Here is a 24,458-nt window from a genome sequence, read left to right on the forward strand (position 1 = left end):
TAAGCGGATCGCATGAGACGCCTGCTGGCAACCTTTTATGTGGCCGGCCTGACCATGGTCGTGTTCGCGCTCACCATGCTGCTGCCGCTGCTGGTGGCGTACGTGGGCGACGATGCCGGCTTCACCGCCTTCCTCGACGGCTTCCTGCTGGCTTTCGGCGGCGGCGCGGCCGTCTGGCTGGCCACGCGGCGCGGGCGCTGCGAGCTGCACGCGCGCGACGGCTTTCTGCTGGTGTCGGTGGTGTGGGTCAGCCTGCCGCTGCTGGCGGCCATCCCGCTGCTCATCTATTTCGGCCGGGCCGACATCCCGCTGTCGTTCACCGACGCCTACTTCGAAGCCATGTCGGGGCTCACCACCACGGGCGGCACCGTACTCACCAACCTCGACCAGCTGCCGGCGTCCATCAACCTGTGGCGCGCCACCCTGGTCTGGATCGGCGGCCTGGGCATCCTGGTGCTGGCCGTGGCCATCCTGCCGCTGCTGGGCGTGGGCGGCCACCAGGTGGTGCGGGCCGAAACCCCCGGCCCCATGAAAGACGAACGACTCACGCCGCGCATCGCCAGCACGGCCAAGGCCCTGTATGCGGTGTATTTCGGGCTGTCGCTGCTGTGCCTGGTGGCCTACCGCGGGGTGGGGCTGAGCTGGTTCGACGCCTGGTGCCACACGGCCACCACCATGGGCCTGGGCGGGTTTTCCACGCGCGACGAAGGCTTCGTCTATTTCGATTCGGTGTCGGTCGAAGTGGTGGCCATGGTCTTCATGACCCTGGCCGGCATCAACTTCGCCACCCATTTCAGCGCGCTGCGCCAGGGCCGCCTGCGCGCCTACCTGGTGTGCCCGCAGACGATTCCGTACCTGGTCATCATGCTGGGGGCGGGGCTGGCCATCTCGGGCTACCTGTACCTGCGCGGCGTCTACGCCGATCCGCTGCAGGCCCTGCGCTACGGCATGTTCAACACTATTTCGGTGGCCACCACCACGGGCTTCGCCAATGTCGACTACGCCGCCTGGCCGCTGGTGGCGCCGCTGACCATGCTGCTGCTGTCGGGCTTCGTGACCTCGGCGGGCTCTACCGGCGGGGGCATCAAAATGGTGCGGGGGGTGCTGCTGGTCAAGCAGGCGCGCAACGAGCTGGTCACCATGCTGCACCCGCACGCGGTCAGCCCCATCCGCATGGGCGGCCGCCTGGTCGACCAGCGCGTCATGTCTTCGGTGCTGGCGTTCATGGTGGTGTACGGCCTGTCGATCGGCGTGCTGACCAGCCTGATGCTGGTGTCGGGGCTGGAGCCCATTACGGCGTTCTCGGCGGTGATCGCCAGCATCAACAACACCGGCCCGGGGCTGGGGCCCGTGGGGCCGATGGGCAATTTCGCGGTGCTGACCGATTTCCAGACCTGGGTGTGCACCTTCGCGATGCTGATCGGCCGGCTGGAATTGCTGACCGTCATGGTGCTGTTCACGCCGATGTTCTGGCGCAAATAGCCCGCGCGGGGCCTGTCATGGCGGTGGTGTAATATTCAGTGTACTAACAATATAAGGCTTTGTTTCCCATGCCGGAACGAGACAACCACCAGACCAGAAAGACGCGCGGGGCGACCCGGGTTTCCGACAATACGGTGTTCGACCCGGCCAAGCAGGTATTGTGGTCGCGCCCTGGCTACCTGGTGCGCCGGCTGAACCAGATCCACTACGCGCTGTTCTACGAAGAGTGCAAAACGCAGAATGTCACGCCCGTGCAATACGGCGTGCTGACCGCCCTGTCGCTGAGCCCCTGGCTGGACCAGACCGCCATCGGCATGGAACTGGGTCTGGACCGCACCACCACGGCCGACGTGATCAAGCGGCTGCAAGAGCGCGGGCTGGTCGAGCGGCGCGTCAACCCCAACGACAAGCGCTCGCGGCAGGCGGTGATCACCCAGGAAGGGCTGCGCATCATGGGGCTGCTGCAGGGCGGCATGGCGCGGGCGCAGCAACGCCTGCTCGAACCGCTGACGCCGCGCAACCAGGAAATCTTCATGAAGCTGCTCTCGACGCTGGTCGAGGCCAACAACCAATACAGCCGCACGGCGCTCAAATCGTTCTAGGCGCCTGACCCCGCCCGGGCGCCGGGCGCGCCCGCGCCGGCGGGCGTGTGCGCAAGACCTTCCCAGCCGTGCAAAAATCCCTTTTAATTGTCAGTATGCTGACTATAAAATCAGTATACTGAAGTAAATGGCGCCTGCCCGGCCCGCCCGCCAAGCGGGGAAAGCGGGAAAATCATTTGTATATCATCAGTATGCTGAGTAATGGCGGCCCTGGCCATTCATGGCCGCCCGACACCAGGGGAGTAGAGGCATGACTACAGTGCGCAAGATCGCCTTCGAGGAACACTACACGGCGGTCGGCTTTGGCGATTATTCACAGGCGTTCGTGCAGCACCTGGACCCGGACACCGCGGCCGGGCTGGGCGCCCGGCTGACCGATTTCGGCCCCGGCCGGCTGGAACTGATGGACCGGGCCGGGATCGACTATGTCATTCTGTCGCAAACCGGTCCCGGCGTGCAGGGCGAGCGCGACGCGGCGGTGGCCCTGAAACGGGCGCGCGAGAACAACGACTTTCTGGCGGCCCAGGTGGCCCAGCGCCCCGACCGCTACGGCGCCTTCGCCACCCTGCCCATGCACGACGCGGCCACTGCCGCCGCCGAACTGCAGCGCAGCGTCGAACAGCTGGGCTTCAAGGGCGCGCTGGTCAACGGCCACACCAACGGCGTCTACTACGACGACCCCGCCTACGACGTCTTCTGGGAACGCCTGCAGGCGCTGGATGTGCCCCTGTACCTGCACCCCTTCTATGCATATACCGAGCCGCACGCCTACAGCGGCCACCCCGAGCTGGCGGGCGCGACCTGGGGCTGGGGCGTCGAGACCGCCACCCATACCCTGCGCCTGCTGTTCGGCGGCGTGTTCGACCGCTACCCCGGCGTGAAGATCATTCTGGGGCACATGGGCGAGGGCCTGCCGTTCCAGCGCTGGCGCTTCGACAGCCGCTTCGCCGCGTACCCCTACGGCGTGAAGCTGCGGCGCAAGCCGTCCGAATACATCGGCTCGAACGTGCTGATCACCACGTCCGGCGTGTGTTCGCACGCCACCCTGGTGGGGGCGATTGCCGAAATGGGCGCCGAGGCCGTGATGTTCTCCATCGACTACCCCTATGAGTCCACCGAGCTGGCGGTGGAGTTCATCGAAACCGCCCCGCTGGACGCGGCCACGCTCGAGCTGGTCTGCCGCGGCAATGCCCAGCGCCTGTTCAAGCTCTGATTCGACGCCTTGGAGGATGACATGCAGAAGACTTACCGCATCGGCCAGATCGTGCCGAGCTCCAACACCACGATGGAAACCGAGATTCCGGCCATGCTGACCGCGCGCCAGCAGATCCGGCCCGAACGCTTCACCTTCCATTCCAGCCGCATGCGCATGAAGAAAGTGGTGAAAGAAGAGCTGGCGGCCATGGATGCCGAGTCCGACCGCTGCGCGGTGGAACTGAGCGACGCGCGCGTGGACGTGCTGGGCTACGCCTGCCTGGTGGCCATCATGGCCATGGGACACGGCTACCACCGCGTATCCGAGCAGCGCCTGCAGGCGCACACCGCGGCCAACGGCGCCGATGCGCCCGTCATCACCAGCGCCGGCGCCCTGGTCGGCGCGCTGCAGGTGATCGGCGCCAGGCGCATTGTGGTGGTGGCGCCGTACATGAAGCCGCTGACCGAGCTGGTGGTGGACTACATCCGCCATGAAGGCTACGACGTGGCCGACTATCGCGCGCTCGAGATCCCCGACAACCTGGACGTGGGGCGGCACGACCCGGCCCGGCTGCCCGGCATCGTGGCGCAGATGGACACGAGCGGCGTCGACGCCATCGTGCTGTCGGCCTGCGTGCAGATGCCGTCGCTGGCCGCCGTGGCCAAGGTCGAGGCGCTGACCGGCAAGCCGGTGGTCACCGCCGCCATCGCCACCACCTACGCCATGCTCAAGGCGCTGGACCTGGAGCCTGTCGTGCCGGGCGCCGGCGCCCTGCTGTCGGGCGCCTACTAAGGAGGACAGACGACATGAGCACCCTGCAATACGGCGCGCACGTGCACGCCAACGGCATCCGCCAGCACTACCTGCGCTACGGCGGCGACGGCGCCGCCCGCGCGGAGCGGGACCCGGTGATCATCGTGCCGGGCATTACCAGCCCGGCCGCGACCTGGGGTTTCGTGGGCGAGCGCTTCGGCCAGGCTTTCGATACCTATGTTCTGGATGTGCGCGGCCGCGGCCTGTCGCAGGCCTCGGACAGCCTGGACTACAGCCTGGACGCGCAGGCGGCCGACGTCATTGCCCTGGCCGGGGCGCTGGGCCTGAAGCGCTACAGCCTGGTCGGGCATTCCATGGGCGCGCGCATCGGGATCCGCGCGGCCCGCCAGGCGCCGGCCGGGCTGGCCCGGCTGGTCATGGTCGATCCGCCCGTGTCGGGGCCGGGCCGGCGCGCCTATCCGTCGCAACTGCCCTGGTATGTCGATTCCATGGCCCAGGCGCGCCACGGCATGGATGCACAGGCCATGCGCGCCTTCTGCCCCACCTGGACCGAAGACCAGCTGCGCCTGCGCGCCCAGTGGCTGCACACCTGCGACGAGCGCGCGGTGATCGCCAGCTTCGAGGGCTTTCATGCCGACGATATCCACGTCGACCTGCCGGACCTGCGCGCGCCGGGGCTGCTGATCACGGCCGAGCGCGGCGACGTGGTGCGCGACGACGATGTGGCCGAGATCCGCCGCCTGGCGCCCGGCGTGGCGCACGTGCGGGTGGCCGGCGCCGGCCACATGATTCCGTGGGACAACGAGGCGGGCTTTTACGCCGCGTTCGGCGATTTCCTGGGCGCCGCCCTTTGACTGGGAGCCAACCATGCCTGTAAGCGATCATGAAATGATCAGTGCCTGGAAACAGGTGCTGACCCTGTCCAGGCTGCAAGCCGGCCAGACGGTCACCATCCTGACCAGCGCCGCCACCCATCCGCAGAACCTGTCCGCGGCCCTGATCGCCGCCCAGTCGATGGGCGCGGTGGTCAACCGGCTGGACCTGCCGCCCGTCAACGGCGACAAGGCGCTCAGCCGCGATTCGCTGGCCTACCTGGGCACCACCCCGCTGACCGGCAACCAGGCCGCCATCGCCGCCCTGAAAGCCAGCGACCTGGTGCTGGACCTGATGACGCTGCTGTTTTCACCCGAGCAGCACGAGATCCTGCAGACCGGAACCAGGATACTGCTGGCGGTCGAGCCGCCCGAGGTGCTGGCGCGCCTGGTGCCCACCGAGGCCGACCGCACGCGCGTCAAGCGCGCCGCCGGGCGCCTGTCGCAGGCGCGCGAGATGACGGTGGTGTCGGATGCCGGCACCGACCTGCGCTGCCCGCTGGGCGAATTTCCGGCCATCAGCGAGTACGGCTTCGTCGACGAGCCCGGCCGCTGGGACCACTGGCCCAGCGGATTCGTGCTGACCTTTCCGAACGAGGGCGGCGCCAGCGGCACCATTGTGCTCGATCGCGGCGACATCCTGCTGCCGCAGAAGTGCTACGTGGCCGAGCCGGTGCGCCTGACGGTGGAAAACGGCTATGCCACCCGCATCGAGGGCGGCGTGGACGCCGAGCTGCTCAGCGAATATGTGGCGTCGTTCAACGACCCCGAGGCCTATGCCATTTCACATATCGGCTGGGGCCTGCAGCCGCGCGCGCACTGGACCACCCTGGGCCTGTACGACCGCGAGGCCACCATCGGCATGGACGCGCGCGCCTACGAGGGCAATTTCCTGTTCTCGCTAGGCCCCAACAACGAGGCGGGCGGCAAGCGCACCACCACCTGCCACATCGACATCCCGCTGCGCCGCTGCACCGTCAGGCTCGACGGCGTGGACGTGGTGGCGCGCGGCAAGGTGCTGGACGGGGGCGAGGCATGAGCGTGGACAGGGAAGTCGGCACGTATCGCCGCCAGGGATTCGGCGCGGCGCTGGAGCTGAAGGCGCCCGTGGGCCTGTTGATCGTCGATTTCGTCAATGGATTCGCCGACCCGGCCGTGTTCGGCGGCGGCAATATCGCGCCGGCCATTGCGTGCACCGTGCCGCTGCTGCGGCATGCCCGCGCGCGAGGATGGGCGGTGGCGCACAGTCGCATCGTGTACGCCGACGACGACGCCGACCACAATATTTTCAGCCTGAAGGTGCCGGGCATGCTGACCTTGAAAGAAGCCAGCCACGCCAGCGCCATCGTGCCCGAACTGGCGCCGCAGGGCGGCGAACTGGTGGTGCGCAAGACCGTGCCCTCGGCCTTTTTCGGCACCGGGTTGTCGGCCTGGCTGGCGCAGCGCGGCGTGCAGACCCTGGCAGTGGCCGGCGCGGTCACCAGCGGCTGCGTGCGCGCCAGCGTGGTCGACGCCATGTCGTACGGCCTGCGGCCGCTGGTCGTATCCGACTGCGTGGGCGACCGCGCCCAGGCGCCGCACGAGGCCAGCCTGTTCGACATGGAACAGAAATACGCCGCGGTCATGCCGCGCGACCAGGCGCTGGCGGCGCTGGACAGCCTGTAGGAGTCCGCTGAGGCAGAAACAGGTGTCTGACTCCCGCAAGGGTGTCAGACACCGTACGACTGAGACGGCTGCGGCCTACAGCGGTGTCAGGCACCTGGCGGAGCCTGACACCTGGGTGTCTCAAACGGGATACACCAGGTCGTTGGCCAGGATGGCGGTGTCGTACACCACCTGCCTTTCCCGCAGCTTCAAGGCGCCTTCCACCCGCGCGTAGCGGTCGTGGAACACGCCGGCCAGGTGCAGGGTGGACGGCCCTTCCACCAGGGTCTGCAGCAGCAGGAAGCTGGCGGTGGCGATGACTTCGCCGTGTTCTGTTTCCTGCGTGACCCGGGTGTTGCCCAGCACGTGCAGCATGTGGCGTGGCGCGAACATCTGGGTGCGCGCGATCGCCACCGCGCGGTCGTGCATCATGTCGCGCCCTTCGGCATACACCAGGCCCACGGGCAGGCCGCGTTCGGCGTTTTCGCGGGCGGTGACCCGGTACAGCGCGTCTTCGGTGAAGAATTCCGGCCAGCGTTCGACCTGGCCGCCGTCCAGCACGGCGCAATAGTCGGCGTTGAATTCCTCGATCTCGAGCTTCAGCGCGATGGCGCGCGCGGGATCGATGCGGCGTTCGGGATAGGCAAGCGGCAGGCTCATCATGCGTGCTCCACCGAAAAGCCCATGACCTGGCGGTAATAGGCGTACATCGAGCGGATGGCGGCTTCGGAGATCAGCGTGTCCGAGGTGCCCAGCTTGCCCGACTCCAGTTTCAGCACATTGGTGCCGGTGCTGGCGCGCCGCACCCCTTCCTGCACGAATTTCATGGCTTCGTTGTCCTCCAGGCCCAAAAAGCCGGCCGGCCCCATCAGGTTGCCCTGGCGCAGCCGGTGGCGCTCCATCTCGGGCGTGTCGTCGGCGTAGCCGAACATGGTCCATTGCATGATCATGCTGTCGGGTCCGTTGGGCACGATCTGCCGCACGCCCAAGGTGTTCATCTCGCGCTGCACGATCAGGTTCGGCCAGACGGTCTGCATGGTGACCGACCAGGGTGAATCGAATTCCTTCACGAATTCCAGGAAGCGGTCGTCGCGCAGCGACAGCCCGTCGTGGAACGAGCGCATTTCTTTCTTGTTCTCGTCGCTGACCTTGGCGTATTTGTCTTCGCTCTTGGCCGAGGCCATGGTGCCGTGCCGCCCGTGCACCGTATCGACCAGCATGGCCGATTTGTTGCCGGCCACCAGCAGGCCGAACACCACCAGGAACGAATGCAGCAGCGTGGCGTGATAGGGGTCCTTCAGGTTCTCGTGGTACATCTTCCAGTTGCAGGGCAGTTCATTGCGGTAATAGCCCAGCACCTTCAGCGGCTTGCCCGGGAACACCGTGTCGAAGTCGGCCAGGATCTCCGGTGTCAGGTATTGCTCGATCGGTTCGGTCTGGTCCGAGTACGAGGCGAAAATCACGCCATGGCGGGTGGTCACGCGCAGCTTGCGCAGGCCGTGCTCTTCGTTGCGGAAGTCCCTGGGCATGCCGCCCGCGCGGTTCACGCCGCGCTTGAACGGAATGCCCTGCAGGTTGCCTTTCAAGTCGTACGACCACTGGTGGTACGGGCACACGAACTCCTTCGCATTGCCCTGGCTGTGGCGGCAGAATTCGGCGCCGCGGTGCGCGCAGCGGTTCTCGAACACATTCACCGAGCCGTCTTCGGCGCGCGACACCACCACCGGCGTCGGCCCCACATAAGAGCGCTTGTAGTCGCCTGGCTCGGGAATTTCGGCTTCCAGCGCCACGTAGTTCCAGGTGTCGCCATGGAAGATGGCGTCGATTTCTTTCTCGTACACGGCCGAACTGGTGTAGACCCAGTCGGGAATGGCGTGCAGGGCATCCGCGGGCCAGATGCAGTCTTCCAGGGCGGCATCCTTGGCCGCCAGGGTGCGGCCGATGACGGTTTGCGATTGATACATGGAACGGGCTCCAGTCCAGACGTAAGAAGAAGGGTCAGGCGCCGGCGGCCGCGGCCTGGCAGGCCTTGACCAGCGGCTTGAGCGGCTCGGCCGCGTCGGCGAAGCGCAGGGGGTCGATCGGCAGCCCGCGCTCGAACAGCACCCGCAGCTGCCGCAGGTCGCCGCCGGCATTGACGGCAATGCCGTGCACCGGCACCCCGTCGCGCTGGCCGATCCAGACGAAGCGCGGGGCCTCGTCGGCGGGGTCGGCGTGGCCGCGGCAGGCGTAGGCCAGCCCGGGCTGCGGCATGCCCAGTATCTGCACATTGCAGCCGTACTGGTCGGTCCAGAACCACGGATAGGCGGGTTCGGGTCGCGGCAGGCCCAGCAGGCCCGCCGCGGCGGCGCGCGCCTGCTCGTTGGCGTTCTGCCACGACTCCAGCCTCAGGCTGGCGCCCAGCGCCGCGCGGTGCTGGGTGGCGCAATCGCCCGCCGCATAGACATGCGGGTCGCTGGTGCGGCAGGCGGCGTCGACCTGGATGCCGCCGGTGCCGGCGTCGATGGCCAGCCCGGCCGCGCGCGCCAGGTCTACGGAAGGCACCAGCCCGATGGCGACCACCAGCACGTCGGCGCGCAGCCCGGTGCCGTCTTCCAGGGTGATCCGGGCCGGCGCGCCGGGCTCGATGCGCTGCACCCGGCAGCCCAGGTGCAGCGCGACGCCGGCCTGCCGCGCGCGCGCGGCCAGCCAGCCGGAAAAGGCCTCGGGCAGGGCGCGTTCGAGCAGGCGCGGCGCGGTTTCCAGCAGGGTGACTTGCGCGCCCAGCGCGCGCGCCGTCGACGCGACCTCCAGCCCCAGAAAGCCGCCGCCCACCACCACGACCGCCGCGCCGGGACGCAGCGCCCGCCGCAGCGCGGCCGCGTCATCCAGGGTGCGGATGTAGTGCACGCCCGCCGTGCCGCGCGGCAGCGCGGGCAGTTCGCGCGCCTGGCCGCCGGTGGCCAGCAGGCAGCGGTCATAGTGCAGGCTGCGTCCATCGGCCAGGCGCAGCGCGCGGGCGGCGGGGTCCAGCGCCCGCACCGGCGTGCCGGTGATCAGCCGCACGTCGCGCGCGCGGTAAAAATCGGCCGGGTGCACAGCGGTGGCCGCGGCGGCGGCCTCGTCCTGCAGCACTGCCTTGGACAGCGGCGGGCGCTCATAGGGCGGGTGGGGTTCCTGGCCGACCAGTGTCAGCGTGCCCGTGTAGCCCAGTTCGCGCAGCGTGGCGGCCGCCACGGCGCCGGCCTGTCCGGCGCCAGCGATCACAATGGACGAGGGGGTTTCCATGCCGGTCTCTTGGTGTGGACGGATCAGCCGTCGAGGTCGACCAGGATGTCGCCGTTGTCGACCCTGACCGGATAGACGCGGATATCGCTGGTGGCGGGGGCGCACATGGCGCGGCCGGTGCGGATGTCGAACCTGGCCTGGTGCAGCGGGCATTCGATGCAGCCGTCTTCCAGAAAGCCATCCGACAGCAGCGCGTAGGCGTGCGTACAGACGTTGTCGGACACGAAGAACTCGCCGTCGCTGCGATACAGGGCAAGCTGCGCCTGCGCAACCGAGACCGGCAGGATCTCGTCGTCGTCTTCCAGTTGGTCGGTGGTGGCGATCTTGGTCCAGGTCATGGCGATTTATATATTCAGTGTGCTGAGTAAATATGCACAGTGTACTGCCTATAAATTGGAAATCGGGCTTAGGGATTTCCCGAAGCGGGGAGGCCGCCGCGGCTGGCCGGGGCCGGCCTTGGCGCGCGTGTGTCCGTTGCGGCGAAAGCCGCGCAAATAAAGGCGCTGCGGCGCATTGAATGGTTAGCCGGAAAGGCCGGCATCGGGCCTGGAAAAGCACGGCGTCGTTGCGGGAAATGCCTCGTTGACACTCAAAAAATCTATCAGTATGCTGAATAAAACGTCAGCATACTGCTTTTTTTAACGTGGCCTTGACCCTGAACAAACCGCGCGCAAGCGCGGCCGGCCAGGCCCCGCGGTAGCGGCGGTTCGTGTTTGTGCAAGCCTTCTTTTTCTTTATAAGCCGGCAGGCATCCAGAAACTCGCCGGTGTCACCACAGACCGTTCTTCGGAACGATTATCGGAAAGACCAGGAGCTATTCATGCAACGACGCCGTTTTCTTGCCCAAGCCGCCGGCGCCGCCGGCGCCGGGCTGGCCTCTGCCAGCCTGCCCGCGCTGGCGCAAAGCAGTCCGGCCGTGCGCTGGCGCATGTCGACCAGCTGGCCCAGAAGCCTGGACACCATCTACGGCTCGGCCGATGAACTCTGCCAGCGCGTGTCGCAGCTTACCGACGGCAAGTTCGAGATCCGCGCGTTTCCGGGCGGCGAGCTGGTGCCGTCGCCGCAGAACATGGATGCGGTCAGCAACGGCACGGTGGAATGCAACCACGTGCTCAGCACCATGTTCGTGGGCAAGAACACCGCGCTGACGTTCGACACCGGCCTGTCGTTCGGCCTGAACGCGCGCCAGCACAATGCCTGGATCCACTACGGCGGCGGCCTGCAGCAGCTGCGCAAGCTGTACAAGAAGTACAACATCGTCAACCACGTCTGTGGCAACGTCGGCGTGCAGATGGGCGGCTGGTACCGCAAAGAGATCAATTCGGTGGCCGACCTGCAGGGGCTCAGCATGCGCATCGGCGGCATCGGCGGCATGGTGCTGTCCAAGCTGGGCGCGGTGCCGCAGCAGATTCCGCCGGGCGACATCTACCCCGCGCTGGAAAAAGGCACCATCGACGCGGCCGAATGGATCGGCCCCTATGACGACGAAAAGCTGGGCTTCAACAAGGTGGCGCCGTTCTATTACTCGCCGGGCTGGTTCGAGGGCAGCGCATCGATCACCACCATGGTCAACGACAAGGCGTGGGACGCCCTGCCGCCCGCGTACCAGGCGGCATTCGAATGCGCCTGCGGCGAGCAGACCATGAAAATGCTGGCCAACTACGACGCCCGCAACCCCCTGGCGCTGCGCAAGCTGATCGCCGGGGGCGCCAAGCTGCGCTTCTTCCCCAAAGAAGTAATGGATGCGGTATACAAGGCTTCGCAAGAGCTGTGGGTGGAACTGTCCGAGAAAAACCCCGATTTCAAGGCGATCTATCCCGACTGGAAGAAATTCCAGGCCGACGAGGCCAGCTGGTTCCGCGTGGCCGAAAACGCACTGGACAACTACACGTTTGCGGCGGTGACGCGATCCCATTCCAAGTAGTCCCGATCCACCACAAAGGATGCTGATGAACACAGAAACCGCCGGCCATGCGGCACCGGCCGGCGCGCGCCAGGGTGTGGGCGCGCGCGTGCCGCGCAAGGAAGATGCGCGCCACTTGCAGGGCAAGGGCAATTTCGTGGCCGACATGGCCATGCCGGGCCTGTGCGAAGTGGCGTTTCTGCGCAGTCCGCTGGCCCATGCCCGCATCGGCGCGGTGCGCGTGCCCGGCGAAGTGGCCGGCAGCGTAGTGCTGCGCGACATGATGTCCGACGCGCGCGACATCGTGGCCGATTCGACGCTGCCCACTTACCAGTCGTCCAGCCAGCCGCCGCTGGCTTCGGGCAAGGTGCGGTTCGTCGGCGAACCCGTGGCCATGGCGTTCGCGCCCACCCGCGCCGAGGCCGAAGACTGCGCCGAACTGGTCGAGGTCGACTACGACGACCTGCCGGTCTATGCCGACGTGGCCAGCGCCCAGGCCGCCGCCACCGAACTGCTGCACGGGCACTGGCGCGACAATGTCTTCGTCACGCTGAATGTGGACAAGGATTTCGAGGCCAACGCCGCCCGCGCCGACCTGGTCGTGCGGCGCAAGATCAACCTGGCCCGGCAATGCATGGTGCCGATGGAAGGCAAGGCCGTGCTGGCGTACTGGGACCACCAGGCCGACCAGCTGGTGGTGGTCAGCGCCACCCAGGTGCCGCACATGATCCGCAGCATCCTGGCCCAGTGCCTGGACCTGGACCAGGGCCGGGTGCGCGTCATCTCGCCCGACGTGGGCGGCGCGTTCGGCTACAAGTGCGTGCTGCAGCAGGAAGAGCTGTGCGTGGCGTGGCTGGCCAAAACCTACAAGCGGCCGTTCCGCTTTATTGAAGACCGCCGCGAGCACCTGACCGCGGGCGCCAATTCGCGCGAGCACTATTACGAAATGGCCGCCTATATAGACAAGCGCGGCAAGCTGCTGGCGCTGGATGCGCAGATCACCATCGACGGCGGCGCCTATTCGGTATGGCCGTTCACCATCGGCCTGGAGCCCGGCCAGGCCATCGGCAACCTGCCGGGGCCGTACGGATTCAAGGGTTACCGCTGCGTGACCCGCTGTGTGGCTACCAACAAGCCCGGCTTCGTTCCGTACCGGGGCGTGGCCCGCACCGGCGTGTGCTTCGCCATCGAGCTCACCATGAACGCCATTGCCCGCGAAGTGGGCCGCGAGCCCTGGGAAGTGCGCCTGGAAAACCTGGTCCAGCCCGAGCAGATGCCCTATGTCAACGTCACCAACAAGCACCTGGACAGCGGCGACTATCCGGCCAGCCTGCGCAAGGCGCTGGAAATGATCGATGCGCCGGCGGTGCGCGCGCGCCAGGCCGCGGGCGAACCCGACGGCCGGCTGATCGGCCTGGGCGTGGCCACCTACACCGAACAGGCGGCCCACGGCACGTCGGTGTTCGCGGCCTGGGGCACGCCGGTGATCCCCGGCTACGACCAGGCCACGGTGCGCGTCACGCCCGATGGCGGCCTGGAGGTGCGCGTGGGCGTGCATTCGCACGGCCAGGGCATGGAAACCACTTTCGCCCAGATCGCGCACGAAATCCTGGGCATCGATGTCGCGCGCATCAAGGTCCTGCACGGCGACACCGGGCAGACGCCGTTTTCCACCGGCACCTACGCCTCGCGCTCGCTGGTGATGTCGGGGGGCGCGGTGTCGCAGGCCTGCAAGCGCCTGCTGCCGCGCATGACGCACATTGCCGCGCACCTGCTGCAGGCGGATCCGGCCGAGGTGGCGCTGCAGGATGGCTGTTACCGCGCCGCCGGCCGGTCGGTGGCCAGCAGCGAGGTGGCCGATGCCTGGTACCTGCGGCCGCATCTGCTGCCGGCCGATGTGGATCCGGCCGGCCTGGAGGTGCACGTGGGCTACAAGCCCAAGGTCGACACCGGCTGTTTCACCTACGCCAGCCAGGCCGCCGTGGTGGCCGTGGACCCGGGCACGGGCGCGGTCGAGATCCTGGACTACGTGGTCGTGGAAGACTGCGGCACCATGATCAACCCCATGGTGGTCGAAGGCCAGACCATCGGCGGCGTGGCGCAGGGCATCGGCACGGCCTTCCTGGAAGAAGTGCCCTACGACGGCAACGGCCAGCCGCTGGCCTCGACGCTGGCCGACTACATGCTGCCCGGCGCCACCGAAGTGCCCAACCTGCGTCTGCATCATTTCGAGACCCCGTCGCCGCACACCGAGTTCGGCGCCAAGGGCATGGGTGAAGGCGGCGCCATTGCCCCGCCGGCCGTGCTGTTCGGCGCGGTCAACGATGCGCTGGGGCGCCTGGGCGCGGCCGAGCTGGCGCAGACGCCGTTGACGCCTGTGCGGGTGCTGGCCGCCATCGCCGCCGCGGAGGCCGCATGAAAGCCGCCCGCTTTGAGTATGTGCGCGCCGAATCCGTGGCGCAGGCCGTCGGCCTGCTGCGCGAGCATGCCGGCAGCGCCAAGCTGATGGCCGGCGGGCAGTCGCTGGGGCCGATGCTGAACCTGCGCCTGGCGCGTCCCGCCGTGGTGGTGGATATTGCCGGGCTGGCCGAGCTGCGCACCGTTACCGAACAGGACGGACGCCTGCGCATCGGGGCGGGCGTGACGCACGCCGAGATCGAAGACGGCGTGCATCCGCTGCTGCGCGGTTCGACATTGCAGCAGGTGGCCGGCGGCATCGCCTACCGCGCCATCCGCAATCGCGGCACGCTGGGCGGCAGCCTGGCGCATGCCGATCCGGCCGCCGACTGGGTGCTGGTCATGGCGGCGCTGGGCGCCGAGCTCGAGATAGCGGGGCCGGCCGGCGTGCGCCGCGTGGCGGCGAGCGAATTCATGCAGGGCGCCTACACCACCGCCGTCGGTGAAGACGAGCTGATCGCCGCGGTGCATGTGCCGCGCCACACCGCGCAGGCGCGCTGGGGCTATTACAAGTTCTGCCGCAAGACGGGCGAGTTCGCCGAGGCCAGCTGCGCGGCCTGGTTCGACCCGGCCGCCAAGGTGGCGCGCGTGGCAGTGGGTGCGCTGGACGGCGCGCCGGCCCTGCTGCCGGCGCTGGCGGCCGAAGCGGCGCAATCCGGCGCGGCGCCGGCCGACCCCCAGCGCATTCTGGACGAGCTGGCCGCCGTCATGCCCGACAAAGACCCGCTGCACCGCCGGCTGCATGCCACCGCGGTGGCGCGCAGCCTGGCGCAGGCCCTGGCCGCATAGGAATACACATGGCTCAAGTTTCATTGCAAATCAACGGCAAGCGGGTGTGCCACGAAGCGCCCGCCCGCATGCACCTGGGCGATTTTCTGCGCGACCAGGCCCGCCTGACCGGCACGCACTTGGGCTGTGAGCACGGCGTCTGCGGCGCCTGCACGGTGCTGCTGGACGGCCAGCCGGTGCGTTCGTGCATCGCCTACGCGGCGGCCTGCGAAGGCCGGCATGTGACCACCATCGAGGGCTATGACGATGATCCGGTCATGGCCCGCCTGCGGCCGGCCTTCACGCGGCACCATGCCCTGCAGTGCGGCTACTGCACTCCCGGCATGCTGGCCACGGCGCGCGACATCGTGCTGCGCCTGCCCGACGCCGACGAGGCCCGCGTGCGCGTCGAGCTGTCGGGCAACCTGTGCCGCTGCACCGGCTACATGGGCATCGTGGCGGCGGTGATGTCGGTGCTGGCCGATTTGCGCGCCCGGCCGGATGCCGCCGTGCAGTCCCTGCGCGAGGCGCTGGCGCAGGGGCGCGGCGCCGCGCCGGCCGCGCCCGCGGCCCGGCCGGCGGCTTTCCAGGCCTTTGCGCCCGTGGCCGCGCCGCCCGTGCCCGCCGGCGCGGCACCGGCCGCTGCCGCGCCGGACGCCGCGGCGCCCGCGCGGCCCGCCGGCAAGGGCAACCGCATCGAAGGCGGATTCCAGGTGCCGTTTCCGCCCGAGCAGGTCTGGGCTTTCATGGTCGACCTGCCCGCCGTGGCGGCCTGCCTGCCGGGCGCGGCCATCCAGGAACACGAGGGCGACCGCGTCAAGGGCAAGATAGCCATCAAGTTCGGGCCGATGGCGGCGGCCTTCAATGGCGCGGCGCGGCTCGAACGCGATGACGCCGCCCGGCGCGCCGTGTTCCGCGGCGCCGGCCAGGACACGCTCAGCCAGTCGCGCGCCACCGGCGACATCGCCTACCGGGTGCGGGGGCTGGACGACGGGCAGACGCGCGTCGACGTCGACCTGGAATACACCCTGCAGGGGCCGTTGGCGCAGTTCTCGCGTTCGGGGCTGGTGCAGGATTTCGTGCGCCGCATGATCGCCGATTTCGGCAAGAACGTCGGCGCGCGCCTGGGCGCCGGCGCGGGCGACGGCCCGCCGGCGCAGGCCGAATTCAACGCGGTGGGCATGTTCTTCAGTGTGTTGTGGATGCGTATCCGGCGCTGGTTCGGCCGCGCCGGCTAAGCGCGGCGCTTGGCCGGCGCCATGCAGATACAGGGGGAAAAACGATGAACTTGCGGATGGCAATGATGGGGCGCCGCCTTGCGGCGGCCGCGGCCGGCCTGGCTGCCGCGCTGGCCTGCCAGGCGGCCGCCGCCCAGGCGCTGGAGCCCTTGAAGGTGCGGCTGGACTGGACGCCCTGGGGCGTGCAGGCCGCATTCCACCTGGCGCAGCACAAGGGCTGGTACAAGCAGGCCGGCCTGGACGTCACCCTGGAAGACGGCAACGGCTCGGTTACCACGGTGCAGATCGTCGGCTCGGGCGACAGCTTCGATCTGGGCCACGCGGCCCTGGCATCGATGATGATCGCCCGCGACAAGGGCCTGCCGGTGAAGGCGGTGGCCGTGTTCGCGCGGCACAGCGACATCGGCCTGCTGGTGCCGGCCGATTCCGGCATCACCGGCCCGGCGCAGCTCAAGGGCAAGAAGGTGGCCTACACCGCCGGATCGCTGGAGGCGCCGTTCATCGACGCATTCCTGGCGCGCGGCAAGCTGGCCAAGAGCGACATCGACCTGGTCAATGTCGACGCCGCCGGCAAGGCCTCCACCTATGCCGTGGGCCGCGCCGATGCCGCGTTCTCGACCATTCCGTTCTTTTTGCCGGTGGTTTCGCAGAACCGGCCGTCGAAGGCGGTGCGTTTTGCCGATTTCGGCCTGGACATGCCCAGCTTCGGCCTGTTCGCCAATGAGCAGAAGCTGGCCGAACGCGGCGAGGCCATCGGGCGCTTTGCCAGTGTCAGCGCGCGCGCCTGGGAATACATCTACGCCGGCCACCAGGACGAGGCCGTGGCCGCCATTCTGGCCGAGCGCCCGCAGGCGCGCCTGGATCCGCGCGTGCTGCGCGGCCAGATCGACGCGCTGCGCGACTACTTCGGCACGCCGGCGGCGGGCCGGCGCCTGGGCGCGCCCGTGCCGGCCGACTGGGTCCAGGCGGTGCGCACCCTGTCTTCGGTGGGACTGGTGCGCGCCGACGCCGATCCTGCCGGATTCTACGTGCCCGACCTGGTCCAGCCACAGCGCTACGACGCCATGGTGCGGCCATGACGCAATGGGCCGTGGCGGCGCGCGAAGTCGGCAAGCAGTACCCGGGCGAGCGCGGCGTGCGCGCGCTGGATACGGTGTCGCTGCAGTTGCCGCCGGGGCGCTTTCTCAGCATCCTGGGGCCCAGCGGCTGCGGCAAAAGCACGTTCCTGCGCTGCGTGGCCGGCCTGGAAACCATTACCCAGGGCGAGCTGCAGGTCGAGGGCCGCACCGTGCAGGGGCCACCCGACGGCGTGGGCATGGTGTTCCAGCGCGACGCGCTGCTGGACTGGCGCAGTATCCGCCGCAACGTGCTGCTGCCCATCGAGTTCGCCCGCAAGCCGGTGTCCGCCTATGCCGGCAAGGTGCGCGAGCTGCTGGCGCTGACCGGGCTGCAGGATTTCGCCGAATGCTATCCGCATGAGCTGTCCGGCGGCATGCGCCAGCGCGCCGCCATCTGCCGCGCGCTGGTCGACGACCCGCGCCTGCTGCTGATGGACGAACCGTTCGGCGCCCTGGACGCCCTGACGCGCGACCAGATGAACGTCGAACTGCAGCGCATCTGGATGAACATCGGCAACACCGTGCTGTTCGTCACCCACGGCATTGCCGAAGCCGTGTTCCTGGGCGATGCGGTGATGGTGTTTTCGCCGCGCCCGGGGCGCGTGGTCGAGACCATCGCCATCGACCTGCCGCGCCCGCGTCCGCTGGCCCTGCGCGAAACCCCCGAGTTCGGCCGCTACGTCAGCCATATCCGCGGCCTGTTCCAGCAGATGGGGCTGATCGATGAAGGAGTGCGCACCGCATGAGCCGCGTATCCCGGCAACTATTGCATGGCGCGGCCGGGCTGGCCTCGCTGCTGTTGTTCCTGGCGCTGTGGGAAGTGCTGGCGCGCGCGCTGCACGTGCGCCCCATCATGCTGCCGCTGCCGTCGCAGATCGGCGCCGAACTGGCGGCCGACTGGCGCTGGTACGCCGGGCATGCCTGGTACACCCTGCTGACCACGCTGGGCGGGTTCGCCGCCGCCGTGGTGGGCGGCGTGCTGACCGCGGTGCTGCTGGTGGGCTCGCGCTGGTTCGAAAGCATCTGCTATCCGCTGATCGTGGCGCTGAACAGCGTGCCCAAGGTGGCGGTGGCGCCGCTGTTCGTGATCTGGCTGGGCACCGGCGCCGAGCCCAAGATCGCCATCGCGTTCCTGATCGCGGTGTTCGCCATCGTGGTCGACACCGTGCATGGTCTGAAATCGGTGCCGCAGGACATCCTGGACCTGGGCCGGGTGCTGAAGGGATCGCGGCGCGATTTCTTCTTCAAGGTGCGGCCGCCCGCGGCGCTGCCGTCCATCGTCACCGGCATGAAGGTGGCCATTTCGCTGGCGCTGGTGGGCGCCATCGTGGGCGAGTTCGTGTCGTCGCAGCGCGGCCTGGGCTACGTCATCATGAGCGCGCAGGGCACGTTCGATACGGTGCGCGTCTTCGGCGCGCTGTTCGTGCTGGCGCTGATGGGCATGGCGCTGTTCGGGCTGCTGGCCTGGGTCGAGCGCAAGGCCACGCCCTGGCGCCGCCACGACGCCGGGCATTGAAAATCACAAGGGGAATCGCATGCATGCATTGCTGGCCGTATCGCGCGGCATAGACGCGCTGAATCTGCGGGTTGGCCGGGCTGTCACGTGGATCACGCTGCTGGTGGTGCTGGTCAGCGCCGGCAACGCGGTGGTCCGCAAGGTGTTCGAGATGAGCTCGAACGCGTGGCTGGAGCTGCAGTGGTACATGTTTGGTGCCATGTTCCTGCTGACGGCGGGCTATACCCTGCTCAAGAACGAACACGTGCGGGTCGACATCCTGTCGTCGCGGCTGTCCAAGCGCAAGCAGATCTACATCGAGNTCAACGTGACCAATCGTACCCACGTTCACGTGCGGCTTGGTACGTTCAAACTTGCCTTTTGCCATGATCTCTATCCTTTGACTTTCAAGGAAACTGGGATGATTTGCCGCGCCCCCGGATCACGGAGACGCGGCGACGGTTATTTACTTGGCCCGAGCGGCGATGACTTCGTCAGCGACGTTCTTGGGGGCCTCGGAGTAATGCTTGAATTCCATCGTGTACGTGGCACGACCTTGCGTCAGCGAGCGCAGGTTGGTGGCGTAACCGAACATCTCGGCCAGGGGAACCTCGGCCTTGATGGTCTTGCCGCCGCCGACCATGTCTTCCATGCCCTGCACCATGCCGCGCCGCGAGGACAGATCGCCCATCACGGTACCAGCGTAGTCTTCGGGCGTTTCGACTTCAACGGCCATCATGGGCTCGAGCAGCACGGGGCTGGCCTTGCGCATGCCGTCCTTGAAGGCCATCGAAGCGGCCATCTTGAACGCGTTTTCGTTCGAGTCGACGTCGTGGTACGAACCGAAGAACAGCGTAGCCTTGACGTCCACGACCGGGTAACCGGCCAGGATGCCGGCAGGCAGGGTTTCCTGGATGCCCTTGTCGACCGCGGGGATGTACTCGCGCGGCACCACGCCGCCCTTGATGGCATCCACGAATTCGTAGCCGCCGCCCGGCTCGAGCGGTTCGAGCTTGAGCACCACGTGGCCGTACTGGCCGCGGCCGCCCGACTGCTTGACGAACTTGCCTTCGACTTCTTCGCAGGTCTTGCGGATGGTTTCGCGGTAGGCCACTTGCGGCTTGCCGACGTTGGCTTCCACGCCGAACTCGCGCTTCATGCGGTCGACCAGGATTTCCAGGTGCAGCTCGCCCATGCCCGAGATGATGGTCTGGCCGGACTCTTCGTCGCTGCGCACGCGGAACGACGGGTCTTCCTGGGCCAGGCGCGACAGGGCCAGGCCCATCTTTTCCTGGTCGGCCTTCGACTTGGGCTCGACGGCCTGCGAAATCACGGGCTCGGGGAACTCCATGCGCTCGAGCAGGATGTGCGAATCCACATCGCACAGCGTTTCGCCGGTGGTGACGTCTTTCAGGCCCACCACGGCGGCGATGTCGCCCGCCAGAACTTCCTTGATTTCTTCGCGGTTGTTGGCGTGCATCTGCAGCAGACGGCCCACGCGCTCTTTCTTGCCCTTGATGGGGTTGTAGACGGTGTCGCCCGACTTCAGGACGCCCGAATACACGCGCACGAACGTGAGCTGGCCCACGAAGGGGTCGCTCATCAGCTTGAACGCCAGCGCCGACATCTTTTCGCTGTCGTCGGCCTTGCGCGAGATCTCGTTGCCTTCGTCATCCTGGCCAGCCACCGGCGGGATGTCGATCGGCGAGGGCAGGTAGTCGATGACCGCGTCCAGCATGCGCTGCACGCCCTTGTTCTTGAAGGCGGTACCGCACAGCATGGGCTGGATCTCGCCGGCGATGGTGCGCTGGCGGATCGCGGTGTTGATCTCGGCTTCGTCGAGCGAACCCGTTTCGAGGTACTTGTTCATCAGTTCCTCGGTGGATTCGGCGGCGGCCTCGACCAGCTTTTCATGCCATTCGTTGGCAGCGCCTTCGAGCTCGGCCGGGATGTCGACGTAGTCGAACTTGGTGCCCTGGCTGGCTTCGTCCCAGATGATGGCTTTCATCTTGACCAGGTCGATGACGCCCTTGAAGGCGTCTTCGGCGCCGATCGGGATCACGATGGGCACGGGGTTGGCGCGCAGGCGCGTCTTCAGTTGGTCGTAGACCTTGAAGAAGTTGGCGCCGGTACGGTCCATCTTGTTGACGAAGGCCAGGCGCGGCACGCCGTACTTGTTGGCCTGGCGCCACACGGTTTCGGACTGCGGCTGAACGCCGCCCACGGCGCAATACACCATGCAGGCGCCGTCGAGCACGCGCATGGAACGTTCGACTTCGATGGTGAAGTCCACGTGTCCCGGGGTGTCGATGATGTTGATGCGGTGTTCGGGATAGTTGCCGGCCATGCCGCGCCAAAACGCCGTCGTGGCGGCCGACGTGATGGTGATGCCGCGCTCTTGCTCTTGCTCCATCCAGTCCATGGTGGCTGCGCCATCATGCACTTCGCCAATCTTGTGGTTGACGCCGGTGTAGAACAGGATGCGTTCGGTCGTGGTGGTTTTCCCTGCATCGATGTGCGCAGAGATACCAATGTTGCGATAGCGCTCGATCGGGGTTTTGCGGGCCATGGTGGGTTGATCCTTAAATTACCAGCGGAAATGGCTGAAGGCCTTGTTGGCCTCGGCCATCTTGTGCGTGTCTTCGCGTTTCTTCATCGCGGCGCCGCGGCCTTCCGAGGCGTCGATCAGTTCGCCAGCCAGGCGCAGATCCATCGATTTTTCGCCGCGCTTCTTGGCGGCTTCGCGCAGCCAGCGCATGGCCAAGGCCAGGCGGCGCACGGGGCGCACTTCAACCGGCACTTGGTAGTTGGCACCGCCCACGCGGCGGCTTTTCACTTCGACGATCGGCTTGATGTTGTTGATCGCCAGGCTGAAAACTTCGATCGGCTCTTTGCCGGTCTTGGTTTGCACTTGCTCGAGCGCGCCATAGACGATGCGCTCGGCGACGGCCTTCTTGCCGTCCAGCATGACGACGTTCATGAACTTGGCGAGCTCGACGCTGCCGAACTTGGGATCGGGCAGGATCTCGCGCTTGGGTACTTCGCGACGACGGGGCATGTTGCTTCCTTGTGTCAGTTCAGTTGAACCGCGCCACCTGGCACGGCCACGGCCGCCCATCGGGACGGCCCCTTACGTACCGCGCACTGCTTCTTGAAGAAGGCCGACGCGGTCGCACTGTAGCCGCGCGGATGCGCGGCCGGGTACTGCAAAACTACGGTTGAAGCGCCTATCAGGCCTTCTTCGGGCGCTTGGCGCCGTACTTCGAGCGAGCCTGCTTGCGGTCTTTCACGCCTTGCAGGTCGAGCGAGCCACGCACGATGTGGTAGCGCACACCCGGAAGGTCTTTCACACGGCCGCCGCGCACCAGCACCACCGAGTGCTCTTGCAGGTTGTGGCCTTCGCCGCCAATGTACGAAATGACTTCGTAGCCATTGGTGAGGCGCACCTTGGCGACCTTGCGCAGGGCGGAGTTCGGCTTCTTGGGGGTGGTGGTGTACACGCGGGTGCACACGCCGCGACGCTGCGGGCAGTTTTCGAGCGCGGGGCTCTTGCTCTTGATGACGCTGACTTCGCGCGGCTTGCGCACGAGCTGGCTAATGGTAGGCATGACCTTTTAAATCCCTTTTACGTACCACTGGTAAGTACTTTATGTACTCGTGTCCCTGGTGGATTGCCCTGGCATGGGCCGGTACACCAGCGAGAGGCAGTTCACGCAAAACCGCCTCAAACGTTCCTTACGTAAAAGAGCGGGTCTTGCAGACAAAAACGCACAAAGACCGGCAGCCTGCGGGCCATACAGGGCTTACAACACCCCGCAACGCCCATTTTGGCTGGCTTCTTTATGCGCAAATAAAGCAGTAAGCCCGTCAGCATACCCCAGAACCCCGGGCATGTCAAAGCCGGATCAGGGCACGGACTCAGGCCGACGCGCCTGCCGCCGGGCGCTACTGGTTGGCGAACAGGTAGCCGCTGCCGTACACCGTGCGGATGGGCAGGATGACGCCGGCCACTTCGGCCTTGCGGCGCAAGCGGCTGACGATGACGTCGATGCTGCGCGCCCCGCCGGTGCGGCCCGCGTTGCTGTCGGCCTCGAGCTGCTGGTTGAGCTCGGCGCGGCCGACCGCGCGTCCGGTTACATCAAGTAACGTCCGTACCACCAGGCGCTCGTTGGCCGACAGCGAAATCGCCACCCCGGACGGCGACATCAGCGTCCAGCTCTGGTCGCGCAATTCCCAGCGGCCGGCCGTGTCGGCAACGCTTTCGGCGTTATCGGCTTCTGCGGGCATGCGTCCCGGCAGGCGGCGCGCCAACGCCAGCAGCACGCAGGCCAGTTCGCGGTTGTCGACCGGATCGGGCAGGCAGATGTCGGCCCCGCTTTGCAGGCAGCGCAGACGGCTTTCGACGCCGAGCGCCGCGCCGATCACGACGATGCCCAATGCCGGCGAGGCGCGCAGGCGCGACAGCAGCGCATAGCCGATCTCGCCGAGTTCTCCGATATCGAGCACCACGGCATCGTATTGGTCGTCGCCGAGCAGCTTGAACAGCTCGAGCGGCGTGCCGCAGCCGTCTGCGGCGATGCCTGCCTGCAACATCGTCGTGACCGAGTGTCCACGGATTGTTGCGTCGGGCACCATGATGAGTACTTTTAATTGCTTCATAGCATTGTCCCGGAAGCTATCGCCTGGTGCGCAACGCCTTGAGCTGCGGGCATTTCACGCGGCGACATATCTGAGACAGTGTGACGTCGTCTTGCACGAAGTCGTAGTCAATCTTTGTCAACTTGACATTGTTTGACGTTCACAATGTTGCGGGATTCAAGAACTCGCAACTGCGAGTTATTATCGCAGTGCAGTATCGCCTCGCAGGCCTCGCGCCAGCCTGAATTCTGGGGCGGCAAGCGCACTATTCAAATAAAGAATTCACTATGCAGATAGCCTCGCTGGAAGACGACCTTGACCAGGCACGGCATATCCAGCAGGTTCTGGATTCTGCCGGCTATACCTGCCACAGCTATCAGCGCAGCCGCGACTTGCTGGCCGCCCTGCGCGGCCAGTCGTTCGACCTCATCATGCTCGACTGGCAGGTGCCCGACATGGACGGCGACGAAGTGCTGCGGCGCCTGCGCACCACGCTGGGCATGCAGGTTCCCATCATTTTTGTCACCAGCCGCAGCCAGGAAGCCGACCTGGTGCAAGGCCTGCAGGCGGGCGCCGACGATTATGTCGCCAAGCCGCTGCGGCCGGCCGAATTGCTGGCGCGCGTCGCGGCACTGCTGCGCCGCAGCCAGGCGGCGCAGCCCGATCATGCGCCGTTCTCGGTGGCCTCGTACCGCATCGACCCCGCCGCCCGCACGATTGCGCTGCACGACACCGCCATTACCCTGGCGCCAAAAGAATTCGAACTTGCCCAATTGTTCTTTCGCAATGTGGGCCGCCTGCTGTCGCGCGATGTACTGGCCGAAAGCGTATGGAACCGCGAAATTCCCGCGACGTCGCGCACGCTGGACACGCACTTGTCCAATATCCGCCAGAAGCTGCAATTGCGCCCCGAGAATGGCGTGCGGCTGGCGTCGTCGTATGCGCTGGGCTACCGGCTTGAAACCGTGAACAACGGCGCTGCCCCGGACAAGGCATAGCTCTGTC

23 protein-coding genes and 2 pseudogenes are annotated in these 24,458 nt (G+C 67.0%); 16 read left to right on the plus strand and 9 right to left on the minus strand.

The annotated features are described in order from the left end of the window. The first annotated feature begins 12 nt into the window (after positions 1-12). From J2P76_RS06355 to J2P76_RS06385, 7 genes are all read left to right on the plus strand, one after another. Complete coding sequence (locus tag J2P76_RS06355) at positions 13-1,482, plus strand: TrkH family potassium uptake protein (RefSeq protein ID WP_207405408.1); 1,470 nt, start codon at positions 13-15, stop codon at positions 1,480-1,482. A gap of 68 nt (positions 1,483-1,550) precedes the next feature. Continuing rightward, complete coding sequence (locus J2P76_RS06360) at positions 1,551-2,084, plus strand: MarR family winged helix-turn-helix transcriptional regulator (RefSeq protein WP_242697311.1); 534 nt, start codon at positions 1,551-1,553, stop codon at positions 2,082-2,084. A gap of 250 nt (positions 2,085-2,334) precedes the next feature. Next, complete coding sequence (locus tag J2P76_RS06365; protein WP_207405410.1) at positions 2,335-3,297, plus strand: amidohydrolase family protein; 963 nt, start codon at positions 2,335-2,337, stop codon at positions 3,295-3,297. Positions 3,298-3,318: 21 nt separating this feature from the next. Next, on the plus strand, positions 3,319-4,071 hold the full coding sequence (locus J2P76_RS06370; RefSeq protein ID WP_207405412.1) for a maleate cis-trans isomerase family protein: 753 nt from the start codon (positions 3,319-3,321) through the stop codon (positions 4,069-4,071). Between the two features lie 14 nt (positions 4,072-4,085). Further along, on the plus strand, positions 4,086-4,907 hold the full coding sequence (locus tag J2P76_RS06375) for an alpha/beta fold hydrolase (protein ID WP_207405414.1): 822 nt from the start codon (positions 4,086-4,088) through the stop codon (positions 4,905-4,907). A 13-nt stretch (positions 4,908-4,920) separates the two neighbouring features. After that, a complete protein-coding gene (locus tag J2P76_RS06380) occupies positions 4,921-5,964 on the plus strand; it encodes a 2,5-dihydroxypyridine 5,6-dioxygenase (RefSeq protein WP_207405415.1) in 1,044 nt (347 codons plus the stop codon). Between the two features lie 2 nt (positions 5,965-5,966). Then, on the plus strand, positions 5,967-6,590 hold the full coding sequence (locus J2P76_RS06385; protein WP_207409134.1) for an isochorismatase family protein: 624 nt from the start codon (positions 5,967-5,969) through the stop codon (positions 6,588-6,590). A gap of 120 nt (positions 6,591-6,710) precedes the next feature. Here J2P76_RS06385 and J2P76_RS06390 read toward each other — a convergent pair whose 3' ends face one another. The 4 genes from J2P76_RS06390 to J2P76_RS06405 are packed head-to-tail and all read right to left on the minus strand — an operon-like array spanning position 6,711 to position 10,174. After that, a complete protein-coding gene (locus J2P76_RS06390) occupies positions 6,711-7,229 on the minus strand; it encodes an aromatic-ring-hydroxylating dioxygenase subunit beta (RefSeq protein ID WP_207409135.1) in 519 nt (172 codons plus the stop codon). Next, the gene (locus J2P76_RS06395) at positions 7,229-8,533 is read right to left on the minus strand and encodes an aromatic ring-hydroxylating dioxygenase subunit alpha (RefSeq protein ID WP_207405417.1); all 1,305 of its coding nucleotides are present in this window, start codon (positions 8,531-8,533) and stop codon (positions 7,229-7,231) included. Before J2P76_RS06395 ends, J2P76_RS06390 begins: the two co-directional genes overlap by 1 nt. Positions 8,534-8,567: 34 nt before the next feature. Further along, a complete protein-coding gene (locus tag J2P76_RS06400; RefSeq protein ID WP_207405419.1) occupies positions 8,568-9,836 on the minus strand; it encodes an NAD(P)/FAD-dependent oxidoreductase in 1,269 nt (422 codons plus the stop codon). A gap of 23 nt (positions 9,837-9,859) precedes the next feature. After that, complete coding sequence (locus J2P76_RS06405) at positions 9,860-10,174, minus strand: non-heme iron oxygenase ferredoxin subunit (RefSeq protein WP_207405421.1); 315 nt, start codon at positions 10,172-10,174, stop codon at positions 9,860-9,862. 482 nt (positions 10,175-10,656) lie between these two features. On the opposite strand from J2P76_RS06405, the gene J2P76_RS06410 reads away from it, so the two are divergent. From J2P76_RS06410 to J2P76_RS06445, 8 genes and pseudogenes are all read left to right on the plus strand, one after another. Further along, positions 10,657-11,760 (plus strand): TRAP transporter substrate-binding protein, encoded by a 1,104-nt coding sequence (locus tag J2P76_RS06410; protein ID WP_207405423.1) that lies wholly within the window; start codon positions 10,657-10,659, stop codon positions 11,758-11,760. 25 nt (positions 11,761-11,785) lie between these two features. Next, entirely contained in the window at positions 11,786-14,158 is a 2,373-nt protein-coding gene (locus tag J2P76_RS06415; protein WP_207405425.1) for a xanthine dehydrogenase family protein molybdopterin-binding subunit, read from the plus strand. Next, on the plus strand, positions 14,155-14,985 hold the full coding sequence (locus J2P76_RS06420) for an FAD binding domain-containing protein (protein WP_207405427.1): 831 nt from the start codon (positions 14,155-14,157) through the stop codon (positions 14,983-14,985). The genes J2P76_RS06415 and J2P76_RS06420 overlap by 4 nt, the downstream gene beginning before the upstream one ends. Positions 14,986-14,987: 2 nt before the next feature. Further along, a complete protein-coding gene (locus tag J2P76_RS06425) occupies positions 14,988-16,202 on the plus strand; it encodes a 2Fe-2S iron-sulfur cluster-binding protein (protein WP_207409136.1) in 1,215 nt (404 codons plus the stop codon). Positions 16,203-16,264: 62 nt separating this feature from the next. After that, on the plus strand, positions 16,265-17,281 hold the full coding sequence (locus J2P76_RS06430) for an ABC transporter substrate-binding protein (RefSeq protein WP_431603414.1): 1,017 nt from the start codon (positions 16,265-16,267) through the stop codon (positions 17,279-17,281). Continuing rightward, positions 17,278-18,066: an ABC transporter ATP-binding protein gene (locus J2P76_RS06435; RefSeq protein WP_207405431.1), complete on the plus strand. Its 789-nt coding sequence runs from the start codon at positions 17,278-17,280 to the stop codon at positions 18,064-18,066. The genes J2P76_RS06430 and J2P76_RS06435 overlap by 4 nt, the downstream gene beginning before the upstream one ends. Next, entirely contained in the window at positions 18,063-18,836 is a 774-nt protein-coding gene (locus tag J2P76_RS06440) for an ABC transporter permease (RefSeq protein ID WP_207405433.1), read from the plus strand. Before J2P76_RS06435 ends, J2P76_RS06440 begins: the two co-directional genes overlap by 4 nt. A 19-nt stretch (positions 18,837-18,855) precedes the next feature. Continuing rightward, positions 18,856-19,137: pseudogene (locus J2P76_RS06445) on the plus strand (TRAP transporter small permease subunit); the annotation flags it as partial. 3 nt (positions 19,138-19,140) lie between these two features. Here the strand turns inward: J2P76_RS06445 and J2P76_RS06450 are convergent. From J2P76_RS06450 to J2P76_RS06470, 5 genes and pseudogenes are all read right to left on the minus strand, one after another. After that, a pseudogene (locus tag J2P76_RS06450) lies at positions 19,141-19,203 on the minus strand (GTP-binding protein); the annotation flags it as partial. 78 nt (positions 19,204-19,281) lie between these two features. Then, positions 19,282-21,384 carry an elongation factor G gene (gene fusA / locus J2P76_RS06455; protein ID WP_207405435.1) on the minus strand — a complete coding sequence of 701 codons (2,103 nt, stop codon included), beginning with the start codon at positions 21,382-21,384 and terminating at the stop codon, positions 19,282-19,284. 18 nt (positions 21,385-21,402) lie between these two features. Continuing rightward, positions 21,403-21,873, minus strand: coding sequence for a 30S ribosomal protein S7 (rpsG, locus tag J2P76_RS06460; RefSeq protein WP_006216561.1), 471 nt, complete (start codon positions 21,871-21,873; stop codon positions 21,403-21,405). A 172-nt stretch (positions 21,874-22,045) separates the two neighbouring features. After that, positions 22,046-22,423, minus strand: a complete 378-nt coding sequence (rpsL, locus tag J2P76_RS06465) for a 30S ribosomal protein S12 (protein ID WP_012251774.1) — start codon at positions 22,421-22,423, stop codon at positions 22,046-22,048. 337 nt (positions 22,424-22,760) lie between these two features. Then, positions 22,761-23,474 (minus strand): response regulator transcription factor, encoded by a 714-nt coding sequence (locus J2P76_RS06470; RefSeq protein WP_207405437.1) that lies wholly within the window; start codon positions 23,472-23,474, stop codon positions 22,761-22,763. Between the two features lie 266 nt (positions 23,475-23,740). Here J2P76_RS06470 and J2P76_RS06475 point away from each other — a divergent pair, with 266 nt between their 5' ends. Further along, positions 23,741-24,451, plus strand: coding sequence for a response regulator transcription factor (locus tag J2P76_RS06475; RefSeq protein WP_207405439.1), 711 nt, complete (start codon positions 23,741-23,743; stop codon positions 24,449-24,451). Positions 24,452-24,458 lie beyond the last annotated feature (7 nt).

This window comes from Bordetella petrii (genome assembly GCF_017356245.1).
Lineage (GTDB): Bacteria > Pseudomonadota > Gammaproteobacteria > Burkholderiales > Burkholderiaceae_B > Bordetella_A > Bordetella_A petrii_D.